Here is a 15,283-nt window from a genome sequence, read left to right on the forward strand (position 1 = left end):
ACAAGCTTATTTCACCACAAACCTCGTCTGACTACACCCATCCTTCTGCTTCGTTACCTCTAATACGGCTGGCATTGCGTTTTTCAGTTCTTGAACGTGTGAAATTACACCGATAAAGCGACCTGATTTTTGCAAGTCGATTAGGGCGTCAACTGCTTTCGTTAATGACTCTTCATCTAATGAGCCGAATCCTTCATCGATAAACATCGTTTCGATGGAAATACCACCCTCATACGCTTGAATTACATCTGCCATTCCAAGTGCTAAGCAAAGTGATGCGTTAAATTTCTCACCGCCAGATAATGTTTTTACATCTCGGGTTTGACCTGTATATGCATCATATACATCTAATCCTAATCCACTTTGTCGATTCCTCTTTTCAACTCGTTCGCTTCGTTTTAAATAAAATTGTCCATTTGATAATTTACGTAGTCGTTCGTTCGCAATTTGAACAATTTGTTCTAAATACTCAATTAAGATGTAACGTTCAAAGGATATACGACTATCATTATCCCCTTTCATTACTTCATATAAATCAACAAGTTCTTGGAATGCTTTTTCTTCCTCATGAATTTGTTCATCAATTCGTTTAATATTTTCATGTAAATCCGTAATATATGATACGGCGTTTTGAGCACGTTGTCGTTTTTCTTTAATAATATCAAGGCTAATTTCCAATTCTCTCACTTGCTCATCTAATGAAGAAATGTCCATATACTCTTTATCTTTTAAGTCTGCTTTTAATTCGTCAATTTGTTTTGTAAGTACTTCTAGAGATGAGTAATAACTTTGGATTTCTTGTTGTAACTTATCCATCTCAGCATCATTTAATTTGGATTCTTTATATGTTAATTGATCTGTAAATCCGCTTTGTTCTAGCTCTTTCATAAAGCGTGTAAACGTCTCTTCTTTCTTCTCTTTTGCACTATTAAATTGATTAGAAGCATTATCATGTTCTGCTTGAATACGTATATTTTCATTTTGCCAATGTTGATACGCCTCTTGTACTTTCTCCCATTCATCTTCCATTAACCTAAGTTCTTGCAGAGCTTGGTCAAACTGTACTTTCCAAGCTTGTACCGTTTGCAAGCTTTCCGGAATATTTTGCTTATCATGTTCATATGACGTACGAAGCTGCATACACTCCATTTCAGTACGGTGCTGCACAGTTTCTACTTCACGCTTTTGTTTCTGGAGTTCTTCTACTTTTTCTTCTACGCTTTTTATATTCACAGCAATTTGCTTACGCGTTTCTTCACTTGCTTTTAACGCATTAACTTCTGCTACTAATTGCTTTCCTTTTTGAACGAGCGCACTATATGTTTCTACTAATTCTTCTGAGCGATAGCCTCGCTTTAGCACTTCTTCTATCACTTGTTCATATTGAACTCGATAGAAATTCCACTTTTCTTCTAATTGAACATGTAATTTTTCCGCAATATTTTTCTTTTCTCTTAGCTCATTTAACTCTTTTTCATCAATTGCATTACTTTGCTCTGTAGCTTTTTTCGGGTGGTCCATACTACCACATACTGGACAAGATTCACCATCATGTAAATGAAGAGCTAATATACCAGCTTGTTCACTTAACCAGCGGCGTTCAATATTTTCATATGTACTAACTGCCTGTTGCATCTTATGAAACGCACTTTCTTTTTCTAGCTCGTATTTTTGTTTTTCTTGCCATACATCATATGCCTGCTTTAATACTTTTGCATCTTCTCGCATATTCGTTAGTTCTTCTACTTTAGCTACATATTGTTCAAGCGCTGCTTCTAATTGCTGTAATTCGCCAGACATTCTTTGTTTTTCATTTTTATGCGCTTCTAGTTGTTCATCTAACTTTTGCATACCTTCTTTTAATTTTCCTATTTGAATTTCAGCATTTTGCAAATTTAACTTTTTCTCAGCTAATGATGCAATAATTGGCTGTAACTCTTCTAGTCTTTGAACTTGTTTTTTAGCATTTTCTCGCTCGGATGCCTTATTCTTTAATGCTTCATATTTCTCCTGAGCAAGTGCAAAACTGTTCATTATATGCTCTTTTTTTGCGATTATCTGTTTTAACAAACTTTCAGACTGCTGTTCATATTGCATCGCTTCCTCATACCATTGCTCAAATGGTAATAATCGCTTCGCCTGTTCCGCATGTTTAAAAGATTTTTCTTTCATTTCGATTACGGCACGGTTTTCTTGTAAAATACTGTACTTCTCATTCTTTTGTTCTAAATCTTTGAATTTCTCATTTACAGCTTTTGCTGCATGAAAACGTGCCTCTGCTTCTTTTAATTGTTTCGTTTTGTCATTTTGTTCTAAGTGTAATTGCTCAACCTCTGCATTGTACCAAACTGTTTCTTGTTCTAATGCCTCTACTACTTGATGTGTATTTACATGCTCTTGTTCCACTAATGTCTCTAATAATGCCCCATCACGTATTGGTAATTTAAATACATTACGGAAATATAGCTCACGTTCTTTTTGTTTTTCTTGTAAGACGTCTTTCCATTGTTTGCGCTTTTGATCTAATATCTCACGCATTAATTTATAACGATCTGTTTTAAAAATGCGGCGTAGTATTTCTTCTTTATTTTCCGTTTCTGATGTTAATAATTTTCGGAACTCTCCTTGCGGTAACATGACAATTTGGCTAAATTGATGTTTACTTAATCCAATTAAATCTTCAACTTTTTTATTTACATCCGTTACATGAAAACGATCGACACATGGAACTTTTTCCTCATCAATTACTTCATATAATTCGACTGCATGTCCTGTAATTGTTTTATTTCCTTGTTTTTTATGGCCCAGTTGTCGTTTAATTTCATAACTTTTTCCTTTTAATTGAAAAGTTAATTCCACACTTGTATAAACATCATCATCAGCAAATTGGCTACGAAGCATGTTTGTATCACTGCGCTCTTCTCCACTAGCCTCTCCATATAATACATAACAAATCGCATCAAAAATCGTTGTCTTTCCAGCTCCTGTATTTCCAGAAATAGCGAAAATACGATGCTCACCAAGATCTTTAAAATCGATTACTTCTTTCTGTTTATATGGACCAAACGCGGTCATTATAAGCTGAATCGGTCTCATCCTCGCTCACCTTCCCGTTCTTGCACTGTTTGCAAAACATCTAAAAATAGACGTTCTTTCTCTTCTGATAAATCTAGCCCTTTCATTTCTTTATAAAATGCTTTTAAAAGAGATAAATCATCCGCTTTATGTCTTGAAACAGTTACTTCATTTTCATCTGTGAACTCTCGTCTTTGAATAGATCTTTCAACATGCATTGCATTTGGGTATACAGAACGTATTTTTTCCATTGGCTGCAAGACAGGATTTTCATCTAATAATTTCACAAATACATAATCTTCACTCACTGGATGAAGCAATAAATCGTCTATTTTCGCTTCTACTGTACGCATTTTACGACGTGGTGTAAGTAAACGTTTTTCAATTGTTGTTTCACCTTTTTCATCCAGTTCCACAATATAATATCCTTTTTTATGCTTTTCTTCAGAAATAGAATATGCAAGTGGTGAACCTGAATAACGAATTGTCTCATTACGTACAAAATGCGCTTGATGTAAATGGCCAAGCGCCGTGTAATGAAACTTATCAAAATAATGGCTATTTACATATTCAGCACCACCAATTGAAAGTGGTCGTTCCGCATCACTCGTATTTTCCTCTGCCTCTCCTGAAGAAGTTACAAATGCATGTCCTACAAATATGTGTCTCGCTTCTTTATCCATCGTTTCAGAGAGTTCGTTCATAAAAATACGCATCGCATCATCATGAGAACGAACATCTTCATTTTTCAATATATGTCTAACAATACTTGGATCTGCATACGGAATGAGATGGAAATGAACCTCTCCGTATTCATCATTTAAAACAACAGGATTGTATGGAAACTGGAATTGTCCAACAATATGTAATCCTTGTTTTTTCATTAAATTACTACCAAAATGTATGCGGTCCGGACTATCGTGGTTTCCTGCAACTGCAATTATTGGTGTTTGTAAATCAATAACTATCTTTTGTAATACATCATTTAATAAGTCTACTGCTTCTGTAGGTGGAATTGCTCGGTCATATAAATCTCCTGCAATAATTACAGCATCCGGTTTTTCCTCTTCAACAGCTTGTACAAACTGATCTAACACAATTTTTTGATCTTCAGTCATATATACACCATGAACAAGCTTACCTAAATGCCAATCCGCTGTATGAAAAAACTTCATATTACCCTTCTCCTTTTAGTTTACTGATTGTAGTGAAACAAGCTGATAGTTTAGTGTAGTTTTTCCGTTCTCCCATTCTAACTTTTGGACAATTGCACTACCGATTCTTTCTTCGTTTGATTTATATAAAGGCAATATTTCTTGAATAGTAAATAGATGATAACCATCTAAAATTAATTGAAATAAATTATCTTCTATATGTAATCTTACTTCTTTTTCATTTGAAATAATTTTTGTATGCATCTCAAATTTCATGCTAGATACAACCCCTTTTTTCTAATCTCTACATTTTAATAGTATAGTGGTCATGCAAGATTGACAAGTAAATACACCGCGATGTACATACTTTTTTAATTATAAATATTTTATGTTTTTTTATATGAAATACGGTATGTGAAATTATTAATCTACAAAAATAAAAATGCCCTTTCAGGCATCCTTATTTTTGTAAGTACTCTTTCATAACGTAGTACAATACAGTTATTAAGACAATCGCTACAAAAAACGCAAATACGGCCACAACATACCCATCTTTATTTAATAAAAAGCATATGGAAATAGATATTATAAAAATCGGAAACACGAGACGTACCTTAGCCTTCACTTCTTCTGTCGTATCTGTATGATGAAAATACTGTGTAATTCCTACCATAAGAGATGACAAAATAATAACCGACAATAGTAAAGGTCCTGGCATTCCGATCTCTCCTTTCTCTATTTCTAATTATATACAAACCCCGCGCTCTTTAAAAGTTAGATAATTCAGCCTTTTAACTTTTTCTACATCAACTCTTTAATTTACGCCACGTATACTAACTCAATATAAGTTATACATATAATAGCGCCTTCAACACGACATTTTCAAATAATAGCACTTACAGTAATGTTGTAATATTCCTCTTCATTCTCTGAAATCCTGCAAATATAACTCGTCAAAATATGCGATAAATACTAACACTAAGCACCTAATTTAGACAAAAATTATAGAGGACATTTCAGCATGTATCAAGAAATAAGAATAGAAAGATAAGTAAGGGAGGATTTATAATGACTGAACACGTTTTATTTTCTGTTAGCGAAAACGGCGTTGCATCTATTACTTTAAACCGTCCAAAAGCACTTAATTCTTTATCCTATGACATGTTACAACCAATTGGGCAAAAACTTAAAGAATGGGAGCAAGATGAGCGTATTGAACTCATCGTTTTAAAAGGAGCTGGGACGAAAGGTTTTTGTGCAGGTGGTGATATTAAAACGCTATACGAAGCACGTTCTAACGAAGTTGCATTACAACATGCAGAGCAGTTTTTTGAAGAAGAATATGAAATTGATACATTTATTTATCAATACAAAAAACCAATTATCGCTTGTTTAGATGGAATTGTAATGGGCGGTGGTGTCGGTCTGACAAATGGAGCGACGTATCGAATTGTAACAGAGCGTACGAAGTGGGCAATGCCTGAAATGAACATCGGTTTCTTCCCTGATGTCGGTGCTGCTTATTTCTTAAATAAAGCGCCTGGATATACTGGTCGATATGTTGCTTTAACAGCATCTATTTTAAAAGCTCCTGATGTATTATATATTAACGCTGCTGATTACTTTATGACATCAGATTCATTACCAAATTTCCTTACCGCACTTGAAAATGTAAATTGGAAAAAAGAAGATGTACATACTCATTTAAAAGAAATTATTCGTACATTTGCAACTGCTCCAAACTTAGATGGCAATCTTTCTTCTTCAGTAGAAGAAATTAATTCGCATTTTGCATTCGATACAATTGAGGGAATCATTCAATCGTTAGAGAAAGATCAAAGTCCATTTGCCCAAACAACGAAAGAAAAGCTATTATCCAAATCCCCTGTTTCATTAAAGGTAACATTAAAACAGTTTATTGATGGCCAAGAAAAGTCAGTTGAAGAATGTTTCGCGACAGATCTTATACTCGCTAAAAACTTCATGCGACATGAAGATTTCTTTGAAGGAGTACGCTCCGTTGTAGTTGATAAAGACCAAAATCCAAATTATAAATATAAACAATTAAGTGATGTTTCAGAAGAAGATGTAAATCGATTCTTTAACTTACTTAACGCTTAAACAAAGAGGCCATATATTGTAGCACACTCTCAGCTACTCTATATGGCCTCTTCTTTTTAGTTAAATATAATTTAATTTTATTTAACTAAAATGTATGTTAAACTAACGTTAATCGAATTTTCTAAAAACAATAAAGGAAGGTGGATAACATTATGGAAAATTTTTTTCTGTTTATTATTATGTCTATATGTCTTATTATTCTACCCGGTCCTGATACAGCAATGGCTACGAAAAACACATTGATTGCCGGCAAAATCGGCGGCGTAAAAACTGTTTTTGGTACTTGTGTTGCGCTTTTAATTCACACTTTAGCTGCTGTAATTGGTCTTTCAGCACTTATTGTAAAGTCTGCTCTTTTATTTTCTATTTTTAAATATGTTGGTGCTGTATATTTAGTCTATATTGGTATTAAAGCCCTTTTAGCAGTAAGAAACACAGAAGACTTAAATACAAATGATGTTCCAATAAATAATGACAATAAACATACTTCTTGCTTTCGCCAAGGGTTTCTTACAAATTTACTAAACCCTAAGGTTGCAGTCTTCTTTTTAACTTTTTTACCACAGTTTTTAAATCCAAATCATAATACATTTATACAACTTCTCGTTATGGGACTTACTTATCTCATTTTAACCGTCATTTGGTTTGCTTTTTATATATTTTTAATTGATAAAATTAGTGCTTTTATGAAAAAACCGAAGACACAACGTTATATTCAAGGGATTACAGGAATCGTCTTAATTGGGTTTGGTATTAAATTAGCCTTTGAAAGAAATAGTTAACATAATACAAACGAAAATACACTACTCCATTATGAGTAGTGTATTTTCGTTTGTATTATTTTTATAATGAGTGGGAATGCCCCCCACTCATTATCATTTCACTTTATTAAAACCAGCGCTCAGTTACAACTTTTTTACGTGTATAAAATTGGACGCCATCCGTACCATTTGTACCAAGATCTCCAAAGAATGAAGCTTTGTTTCCTGCAAATGCGAAGAATGCCATTGGTGCTGGAACATTAACGTTTACACCAATCATACCAGCATCAATATTGTCTCGGAATGTTTGTGCATGTTTTCCATTTGATGTATAAATAACAGCACCATTCGCAAATTTCGATTGATTTGTCAGCTTAATACCTTCTTCTAAATCTTTTACTCTTACAATACTTAATACCGGAGCGAAAATTTCATCTTGCCAAATTTTCATTTCTTGATTTACACCATCAAAGATCGTTGCACCAACAAAGTAGCCTTCTCCAACTTCTTCATTGATTTTACGGCCATCTACTAGTAAAGTTGCTCCATCTGTTACACCACTATTAATATAGCCTAAAACACGTTCTTTATGAGATTCACGGATTAATGGTCCAACATAATTATCTTCGTTGAAACCGTCACCTACTTTTAACTTCTTCGTTTCCGCTACTAATACATCAATGAATTCATCAGCAATTTCATCAACTACTGCTACTACTGAACATGCCATGCAGCGCTCTCCACTACTTGCAAACGCAGACCCAATTACACCTTGTACTGTTTTCTCAAGGTTGCAATCTGGCATAACAACTGCATGGTTTTTCGCACCTGCTAACGCTTGTACACGTTTACCATTTTTTGTACCAGTTTCATATACGTAGCGTGCCACTGGCTCAGAGCCAACAAACGAAACTGCTTGAATATCTTTATTTTCTAAAATACTATTTACAACATCTTTTCCGCCTTGTACTAAATTTAATACCCCTTTTGGAAAACCAGCTTCATAGAATAACTCTACAAGTCGCTCAGCTAAAAGTGGCGTTCTTTCAGATGTTTTTAATACGAATGTATTACCGCAAGCAATTGCAAGTGGGAACATCCATAATGGAATCATCATCGGGAAGTTAAACGGTGTAATACCAGCAACAACTCCGATTGGGTAGCGCCAAATCGATCCATCAATTCCACTAGCAATATTCGGAAGAGCTTGTCCCATCATTAAATTTGGTGCTGATGTTGCAAGTTCTACCGCTTCAATACCACGCTGTACTTCACCAGTTGCATCCGTTAGCGTTTTACCGTTTTCTAGCGTAATGATTTTTGCAAGCTCATCTTTATTTTCTTGTAACAGTTGTAGATATTTGTATAGTTGTCTTGAACGATTTGGAACTGGCACTTTAGACCATGTTTTGTATGCCGCTTTTGCCGCTTCAACAGCTTTTTCAACATCTTCTTTTGGAGAAAGTGGAACGTAAGCGATGATTTTTCCAGTTGCCGGATTCGGAACCGCTTCTACTTCCGTACCAGTAGATTCTACCCATTCGCCATTAATATGATTTTTCACTCGTTTAATTTCAGTTGTAATCATTATATTCTCTCCTTTTTTATCATGGTTTTTATAAGTGCACTATTTTTGATTAGAAATTAATTGTTCGCTAACTTTCTTATATAAAGCAGCCATATCGTTTTCACCATATCCTGCCTCACTCGCTTCTTCATATACGTTTAATAGCATTTCGCTTACTGGTAAGTGAAGTTCGCTTTCTTTCGCTAAATCTACTGCAAATCCTAAATCTTTCTTTAATAAATTCACAGTAAAGCCTGGCTCATAATTTTCTGATGCAATGAAACTTTTATAATTACGCTCATAAATTCTACTTTGACCGTAACTTACATTTAAAATATCAAACATTTTATCTAAATCCATATTGTTCTTTTTCGCTAATGTTAAAGCTTCACTCACACCAGCTGTATAAAAACCAATTAATAGATTATTAATTAATTTAACAGTTGTACCACTATCAATCTGCTCACTAACATGGAAAACATTCGCTCCAAGTACTTCCATGACAGATTCAGTTTTCTCATACACTTCTTTCGATCCACCAACCATAAACGTTAATGTACGGTTTTCTGCACCAATTACCCCACCGCTAACAGGTGCTGCTAAAAAGTCTACTTTCTTTTCCTTCGCCGATTCCTCTAATTGTTTGTTTAATTGTGGAGATACTGTACTTGTATCAATTAAAGCTACATTCGAGTGGCTATTTTCAAATAATCCTTCTTCCCCAAAATATACCGCTTCCACAGCACGAGGTGAAGGCAAACTTGTAAAAATCACATCGCATGTCTCTGCTAGTTTTGAGATTGATAGACCGATAATTCCTCCTTCTTTTTCAAAGGAAGCTTCCGCCTCTTTATTCAAGTCCACTCCATATACTGTGTAGCTAGATTTAACTAAATTTTTAGACATTGGAAGACCCATGTTACCTAAACCGATAAAACCAATCTTTTTCATATCGCTTTCCTCCTATTTACACAATATATTTCCCGCGATTTATAATAACTTTCGCAATATCTCTCTTTTTCGTAAATAAGTTTGAGTATAAAGGCACTAATAATTGACGGATTTCAGCTAATATTTCTTGTCTATTTTGTTCTTCTGTGACAGCTGCTGAAAGAATGGAAATCGCAGCTTCTTCTACTTTACGATATCCTTCTTCACAAATAACACCTGTTATCATTTGCTTCGTACGCTCTTTTTCCTCACCATTTTTACTAACTGCTTTCCTCGTACGTAAAAATGCTGATTCCATGACGTACACGTCCGTCAACATATTTGATAATACGCGTGAATATTCTTGCTCTTGCTCAATTTTTAAACCTGGAGTTTTAGAGAGCGTTTTCAAAGATTGTTTCAACAATTTTTTCGCTAATAAAATGTAACGATGGTTTCTTTCTACATTTGCCACATCAATTTCTACTTCAGCATCTTCTATTTGCTCGATTTGCTTCATTAACATTTTTGCAACTGTTAATCTATTAATTTCATTCGTTCCTTCAAAAATACGACTAATTCTAGCATCACGATATAATCGTTCTACTTCGTATTCTTGCATATAACCGTAACCACCATGAATTTGTACAGCTTCATCTACGATATAAGCAAGTGTTTCAGAAGCGTTTACTTTATTCAGTGCACATTCAATTGCAAATTGGGACATTTTTTTCATAAGATCTTCATCACTCTCATGAATTGCTTCATCAATTACACCCGCTGTACGGTAAGCTGCACTTTCTGCTCCATATGTAGAAATAATCATATTGGCAATTTTCTCTTGAATCATCGTAAAATCTACTAATTCCGTTTGGAACTGTTTTCGCTCTTTTCCATATTGAACTGACAAACTGATTGCTTGTTTTGCTGTTCCAATATTTCCAAAAGCAAGTTTTAGTCTAGCGAAGTTAAGAATATTAAGAGCTACGTGATGCCCTTTCCCAACTTCCCCTAAAATATTTTCAGCGGGGATGACAACATCTTCTAAAATAAGCGTCGCTGTTGAAGAACCTTTAATCCCCATCTTCTTTTCTTCTAATCCTATTGATACACCTTCACATGTTCTTTCGACAATAAACGCTGTCATTCCTTTATTTGTCTTCGCAAAAACAACGTATACATCTGCCATATGAGCATTTGTAATCCACTGCTTCTCACCATTCAACTTCCAAGCAGTCCCCTCTTCATTCAATACTGCACTCGTTTTTGCACTTAATGCATCAGAACCAGCATTGGGCTCAGTTAAAGCATAAGCACCAATCCATTCTCCCGATGCGATTTTCGGCAAGTACTTTTCTTTCTGTTCTTTCGTTCCGTAATATATGTAAGGCAATGTACCTACACCAGCGTGTATATTAAATGAAACGCTAAATGCACCAGCGTAACCCATTTTCTCTGCTACAAGACCTGAGACAGCCTTTCCTAACTCGAATCCGCCATAATCTTCTGGTACCTCAATGCCTAATAATCCAAGTTCCCCAGCTTTCTCAAATAATTGACGAGAAACTTTATAGTTATGTTGTTCAATATTCTCAATTTGTGGGACAATTTCTTGTTTAACGAATTGTTCTGTCGTTTTTGCAATTAAATCTTCATCCCCTGAAAAATCTTCTGGTGTAAAGAAAGTATTATTCACATCTTTATTGAGTGAAAAAAATTCATCCCATGGTAACTTCGTTTTCTCCATCTGAATCCCCCCTATCATTTCGGCCTTCGTTGATCTTTGCATATGCTCGTCTACGATGAGTGGAATATCTTATTATTGAAAACAGAAGGCGATGATTTTTCACATCAAGCAGTTCGTTTTGCCAAAGATGTATTTTCATCGCCTAAATCCTTCTACCTATTGATCTTCAGATAATACTGTTTTTGCAATTCCAGTATCTAACTCTTCAAAGTCATGATATGAAATTGTTTCATATAATTCACTTCTCGTTTGCATATTAGAAAGTGCATCTTTTTGAGAACCTGTTTCCTTAATTAGCGTAAACACATTCTCATATGCTTTTGCAGCAACACGAAGTGAAGTTACAGGATAAATTACCATTTGGAAGCCCATATTCGCAAATTCCTCTGCACTATAATATGGTGTTTTTCCGAACTCAGTCATATTTGCTAGTAAAGGTGCATTCACTTTGCTAGTAAATAAACGAAATTCTTCTTCCGATTGAAGCGCTTCTGGGAATATTGCATCTGCTCCTGCTTTTACATATGCATTCGCTCTTTCAATCGCTGCATCTAATCCTTCCACGCCGCGAGCATCTGTGCGTGCTACAATATATAAACTTGGCGCAACTTCTTTAATCGCTTTAATTTTTTGAACTAATTCTTCTGTAGTAACAAGTTTCTTACCATTTAAATGTCCACATTTCTTTGGTAATTGTTGATCTTCAATCTGAACAGCCGCAACTTTCGCTTCCACCATTTCTACAGCTGTTCTCGCTACGTTTAGTACTCCACCAAATCCTGTATCAATATCAACAAGAACTGGTAAATCTGTAGCTCTAACTAGATCCCTTGCTCTCTCTGCTACTTCAGTAGACGTCACGATTCCTAAATCTGGTAGTCCTTTACTTGCAGTGTAAGCAGCTCCCGATAAATATAGAGCTGAAAAACCTGTATTTTTCGCAACAAGAGCCGCCATTGCATCATGAGCACCTGGAATTTGCAAAATTTCATTTGCTTCTACTAAAGCTCGGAAGCGATTCGTAAGCTCCTCTTGTGTCGACTGTTTATTCACAACCCAAGCCATTCTAAATTCCCCCTATTATTAAATTAAGAATAGATCTACAAATTCGTTTACATTCATATTTTCTAGTTTTTCTTCATTTAGACAAGCTTCATGGATTTTTTCTTGTTGCTTACTAGAATAATGACCTGCCATATTTGCAGTGAATTTTCGAACAACTTTTGGAATTGCTTCGTCTCTACGGAAACGGTGGCCAAGTGGATATTCACATTCCACATTTTCTGTTACAGTACCATCTTTAAAATGAACTTGAACAGCATTGGCGATTGAGCGCTTGTTCGGGTCAAGGTAATCTAAACTGTACTGTTTATTTTCAACAACAACCATCTTATTACGTAATTCATCTACACGTGGATCATTCGCTACTACATCCTCATAATCATCCGCAACGATATCTCCTTTTAATAAACCTATTGCCGTAATGTATTGTAGGCAGTGATCGCGATCAGCTGGGTTATTTAATGGACCTTCTTTATCGATAATACGAATTGCTGACTCATGAGTTGTAATTGTAATACGATCAATTTCATCTAATCTTTCTTTAAGTTCCGGATGTAATTTCACTGCACATTCTGCAGCTGTTTGTGCATGGAATTCTGCTGGGAATGACACTTTGAATAATACATTTTCCATTACATAAGATTCTAGTGGTCTTGCTAATTTTAATTCTTGCTTGTTAAATAACACATCTTGGAATCCCCATCCTGGTGCAGATAATGCCGTTGGGTAACCCATTTCACCTTTTAATGCAGTCATTGCGAGATGAACACCGCGGCTCGTCGCATCACCTGCTGCCCATGATTTACGTGAACCTGTATTTGGAGCATGACGATATGTACGAAGACTAGAATTATCAATCCACGCATGTGATAATGCATTAAAGATTTCCTCACGCGTTCCGCCAAGCATTTTTGCAACTACTGCAGTTGTTGCTACTTTTACGTATAATACGTGATCAAGACCAACACGGTTTAAGCTGTTTTCTAAAGCAAGTACACCTTGAATTTCATGTGCTTTAATCATCATTTCTAGTACTTCACGTACTTTTAATGGTTCTTTTCCTTCTGAAATACGAACGCGGCTAATATAATCTGCAACTGCTAAAATTCCGCCTAAGTTATCAGATGGATGTCCCCACTCTGCTGCAAGCCAAGTATCGTTATAGTCTAACCAACGGATCATACATCCGATATTAAATGCGCCTTTTACTGGATCTAGCACATAAGATGTTCCTGGTACACGTGTACCATTTGGCACGATTGTTCCTGGTACAACTGGTCCTAATAATTTCGTACACTCTGGGTATTGTAGTGCTAAAATTCCACATCCAAGTGTATCAAGTAATACGTAGCGAGCCGTACTGAATGCCTCTGCACTTGTAACCTCTTTATTTAATACATAGTCCGTAATTTCTTCTAATAATGCATCTTTTTGTTTAATTTCATTTGTTTTAATCATGCTATTCTTCCCTTTCTGTCGAAAATTCGTTATTATTAATGATGGGTGTCGGTCAAACACCCATCTGGCGGGCGGCGCTAACAACTCCCCAGTTGTTTTTATTTACTAAATGCATGTCGCTCGCCAATATAATTTACACGTGGACGGAACAAACGATTGTTCGCATGTTGCTCAATTACGTGTGCACATAGCCCTACTGTTCTAGAACTAAAGAAGATTGGTGTGTAAAGTTGAATTGGAATACCAAGCATCCAATATACTGGAGCAGCATAATAATCAAGATTCGGATAAATCCCTTTTTCCTTCTCCATAATTTTTTCTCCAGCTTCACACATTTCATATAGTGTATAATCGCCTTTCACATCACATAACTGCTTTAATGCTTCCTTCATCATAAGTGCTCTTGGATCCATCTTTTTCATATAAACACGGTGTCCAAAGCCCATAATTTTTTCTTTGTTATATAGTTTCTTCTGTAATAACTCTTCAAATTTCTCAACATTACCAGCTTCTAAAAGCATGTACATAACCGCTTCATTCGCACCGCCATGAAGACTTCCTTTTAAGGATGCAACTGCTCCTGTTAAAGCACCGTATAAGTCGGATTGCGTTGATGCAATAACGCGTGCTGTAAATGTAGAGTTTGGCATTTCATGTTCACTATATAAAACAAGGGAACGATCAAAGATTTTCTCTTCAAGTTCAGTTGGTTTCTTTCCAGTTAACATATAGAAGAAATTCGCACTATATGACAATTCTTGAAGAGGCTCAATTGGTTCCTCATTATTTAAAATATGGTAGCTATTCGCTACAATATTTGGCACTTTACTTAAAAGCTTGTATCCTCGACTTTTATTCACTTCTAACGAGCGGTTTTCGATATCACTATCGTAACCAGCTAATGCAGACACACCTGTACGTAGCCCATCCATAGGATGCGTTTCCTTAGGCAATGCCTTTAGAACATTGAATACACCTTCTGGCACTGCATATTCTTCTTTTAATTTCTTTTCAATTGTTACTTTCTCATCCTCATTCGGTAAACGTTCTTCTAATAAAAGGTGCACAATGTCTAAATACTCTTTTGTTTTTGAGAGTTCGATTAAATCATACCCTTGAATTACAATTTCACCTTTTACTGTGTCAAGAAACGAAATTTTCGTTTCCGCTGCTACTACACCATCTAATCCCGGGGAAAATTTTTCTTCAGCTTTCATCATTATTTCCTCCAATCCTAATAGATCTTCGTGCACATAACTGTAAGCCTTTACAATAATATGAAACTACATTTCTATTTCAATGTATCAGAGTTTTTAGAAGATTTCAATTTATTTTATAATGATAAGTTTCCTATACTTTTACCGATGTAATAATACAATTTTTCAAAAATAACTTTCATCTTTTATAA

The 15,283-nt window shown here is 35.3% G+C and carries 12 protein-coding genes; 2 read left to right on the plus strand and 10 right to left on the minus strand.

The genetic code is table 11. From position 1 onward, the window contains the following. Window positions 1–6: 6 nt before the first annotated feature. The 4 genes from BG05_RS20120 to BG05_RS20135 all read right to left on the minus strand — a co-directional run bounded on the left by BG05_RS20120 (window position 7) and on the right by BG05_RS20135 (window position 4,947). Window positions 7–3,096 carry an AAA family ATPase gene (locus BG05_RS20120; RefSeq protein ID WP_002127285.1) on the minus strand — a complete coding sequence of 1,030 codons (3,090 nt, stop codon included), beginning with the start codon at window positions 3,094–3,096 and terminating at the stop codon, window positions 7–9. Next, the gene (locus BG05_RS20125) at window positions 3,093–4,250 is read right to left on the minus strand and encodes an exonuclease SbcCD subunit D (RefSeq protein ID WP_003189086.1); all 1,158 of its coding nucleotides are present in this window, start codon (window positions 4,248–4,250) and stop codon (window positions 3,093–3,095) included. Before BG05_RS20125 ends, BG05_RS20120 begins: the two co-directional genes overlap by 4 nt. Window positions 4,251–4,265: 15 nt before the next feature. Further along, complete coding sequence (locus tag BG05_RS20130) at window positions 4,266–4,505, minus strand: DUF2584 family protein (RefSeq protein ID WP_002085739.1); 240 nt, start codon at window positions 4,503–4,505, stop codon at window positions 4,266–4,268. Between the two features lie 184 nt (window positions 4,506–4,689). Continuing rightward, window positions 4,690–4,947: a hypothetical protein gene (locus tag BG05_RS20135; RefSeq protein ID WP_002012747.1), complete on the minus strand. Its 258-nt coding sequence runs from the start codon at window positions 4,945–4,947 to the stop codon at window positions 4,690–4,692. 350 nt (window positions 4,948–5,297) lie between these two features. Between BG05_RS20135 and BG05_RS20140 the strand changes: the two genes are divergently transcribed. After that, on the plus strand, window positions 5,298–6,350 hold the full coding sequence (locus BG05_RS20140; RefSeq protein ID WP_002127283.1) for an enoyl-CoA hydratase/isomerase family protein: 1,053 nt from the start codon (window positions 5,298–5,300) through the stop codon (window positions 6,348–6,350). Between the two features lie 149 nt (window positions 6,351–6,499). Continuing rightward, window positions 6,500–7,132 carry a LysE family translocator gene (locus BG05_RS20145; protein ID WP_087944757.1) on the plus strand — a complete coding sequence of 211 codons (633 nt, stop codon included), beginning with the start codon at window positions 6,500–6,502 and terminating at the stop codon, window positions 7,130–7,132. A gap of 106 nt (window positions 7,133–7,238) precedes the next feature. Here the strand turns inward: BG05_RS20145 and BG05_RS20150 are convergent, their stop codons facing one another. The 6 genes from BG05_RS20150 to mmgD all read right to left on the minus strand — a co-directional run bounded on the left by BG05_RS20150 (window position 7,239) and on the right by mmgD (window position 15,095). Continuing rightward, window positions 7,239–8,699: a CoA-acylating methylmalonate-semialdehyde dehydrogenase gene (locus BG05_RS20150; protein ID WP_002168445.1), complete on the minus strand. Its 1,461-nt coding sequence runs from the start codon at window positions 8,697–8,699 to the stop codon at window positions 7,239–7,241. A gap of 39 nt (window positions 8,700–8,738) precedes the next feature. Further along, window positions 8,739–9,629 (minus strand): NAD(P)-dependent oxidoreductase, encoded by an 891-nt coding sequence (locus BG05_RS20155; RefSeq protein WP_002031851.1) that lies wholly within the window; start codon window positions 9,627–9,629, stop codon window positions 8,739–8,741. A gap of 16 nt (window positions 9,630–9,645) precedes the next feature. After that, the gene (locus BG05_RS20160; RefSeq protein ID WP_033730121.1) at window positions 9,646–11,355 is read right to left on the minus strand and encodes an acyl-CoA dehydrogenase family protein; all 1,710 of its coding nucleotides are present in this window, start codon (window positions 11,353–11,355) and stop codon (window positions 9,646–9,648) included. Between the two features lie 156 nt (window positions 11,356–11,511). Continuing rightward, window positions 11,512–12,420 (minus strand): methylisocitrate lyase, encoded by a 909-nt coding sequence (gene prpB, locus BG05_RS20165; protein WP_002168448.1) that lies wholly within the window; start codon window positions 12,418–12,420, stop codon window positions 11,512–11,514. A gap of 18 nt (window positions 12,421–12,438) precedes the next feature. Then, a complete protein-coding gene (gene prpD / locus BG05_RS20170) occupies window positions 12,439–13,875 on the minus strand; it encodes a 2-methylcitrate dehydratase (protein WP_002085755.1) in 1,437 nt (478 codons plus the stop codon). Window positions 13,876–13,973: 98 nt separating this feature from the next. Beyond that, on the minus strand, window positions 13,974–15,095 hold the full coding sequence (gene mmgD, locus BG05_RS20175) for a citrate synthase (RefSeq protein ID WP_002185917.1): 1,122 nt from the start codon (window positions 15,093–15,095) through the stop codon (window positions 13,974–13,976). Between the last annotated feature and the right edge of the window lie 188 nt (window positions 15,096–15,283).

Origin of the sequence: Bacillus mycoides (assembly GCF_000832605.1) — a bacterium.
GTDB classification, from domain to species: domain Bacteria; phylum Bacillota; class Bacilli; order Bacillales; family Bacillaceae_G; genus Bacillus_A; species Bacillus_A mycoides.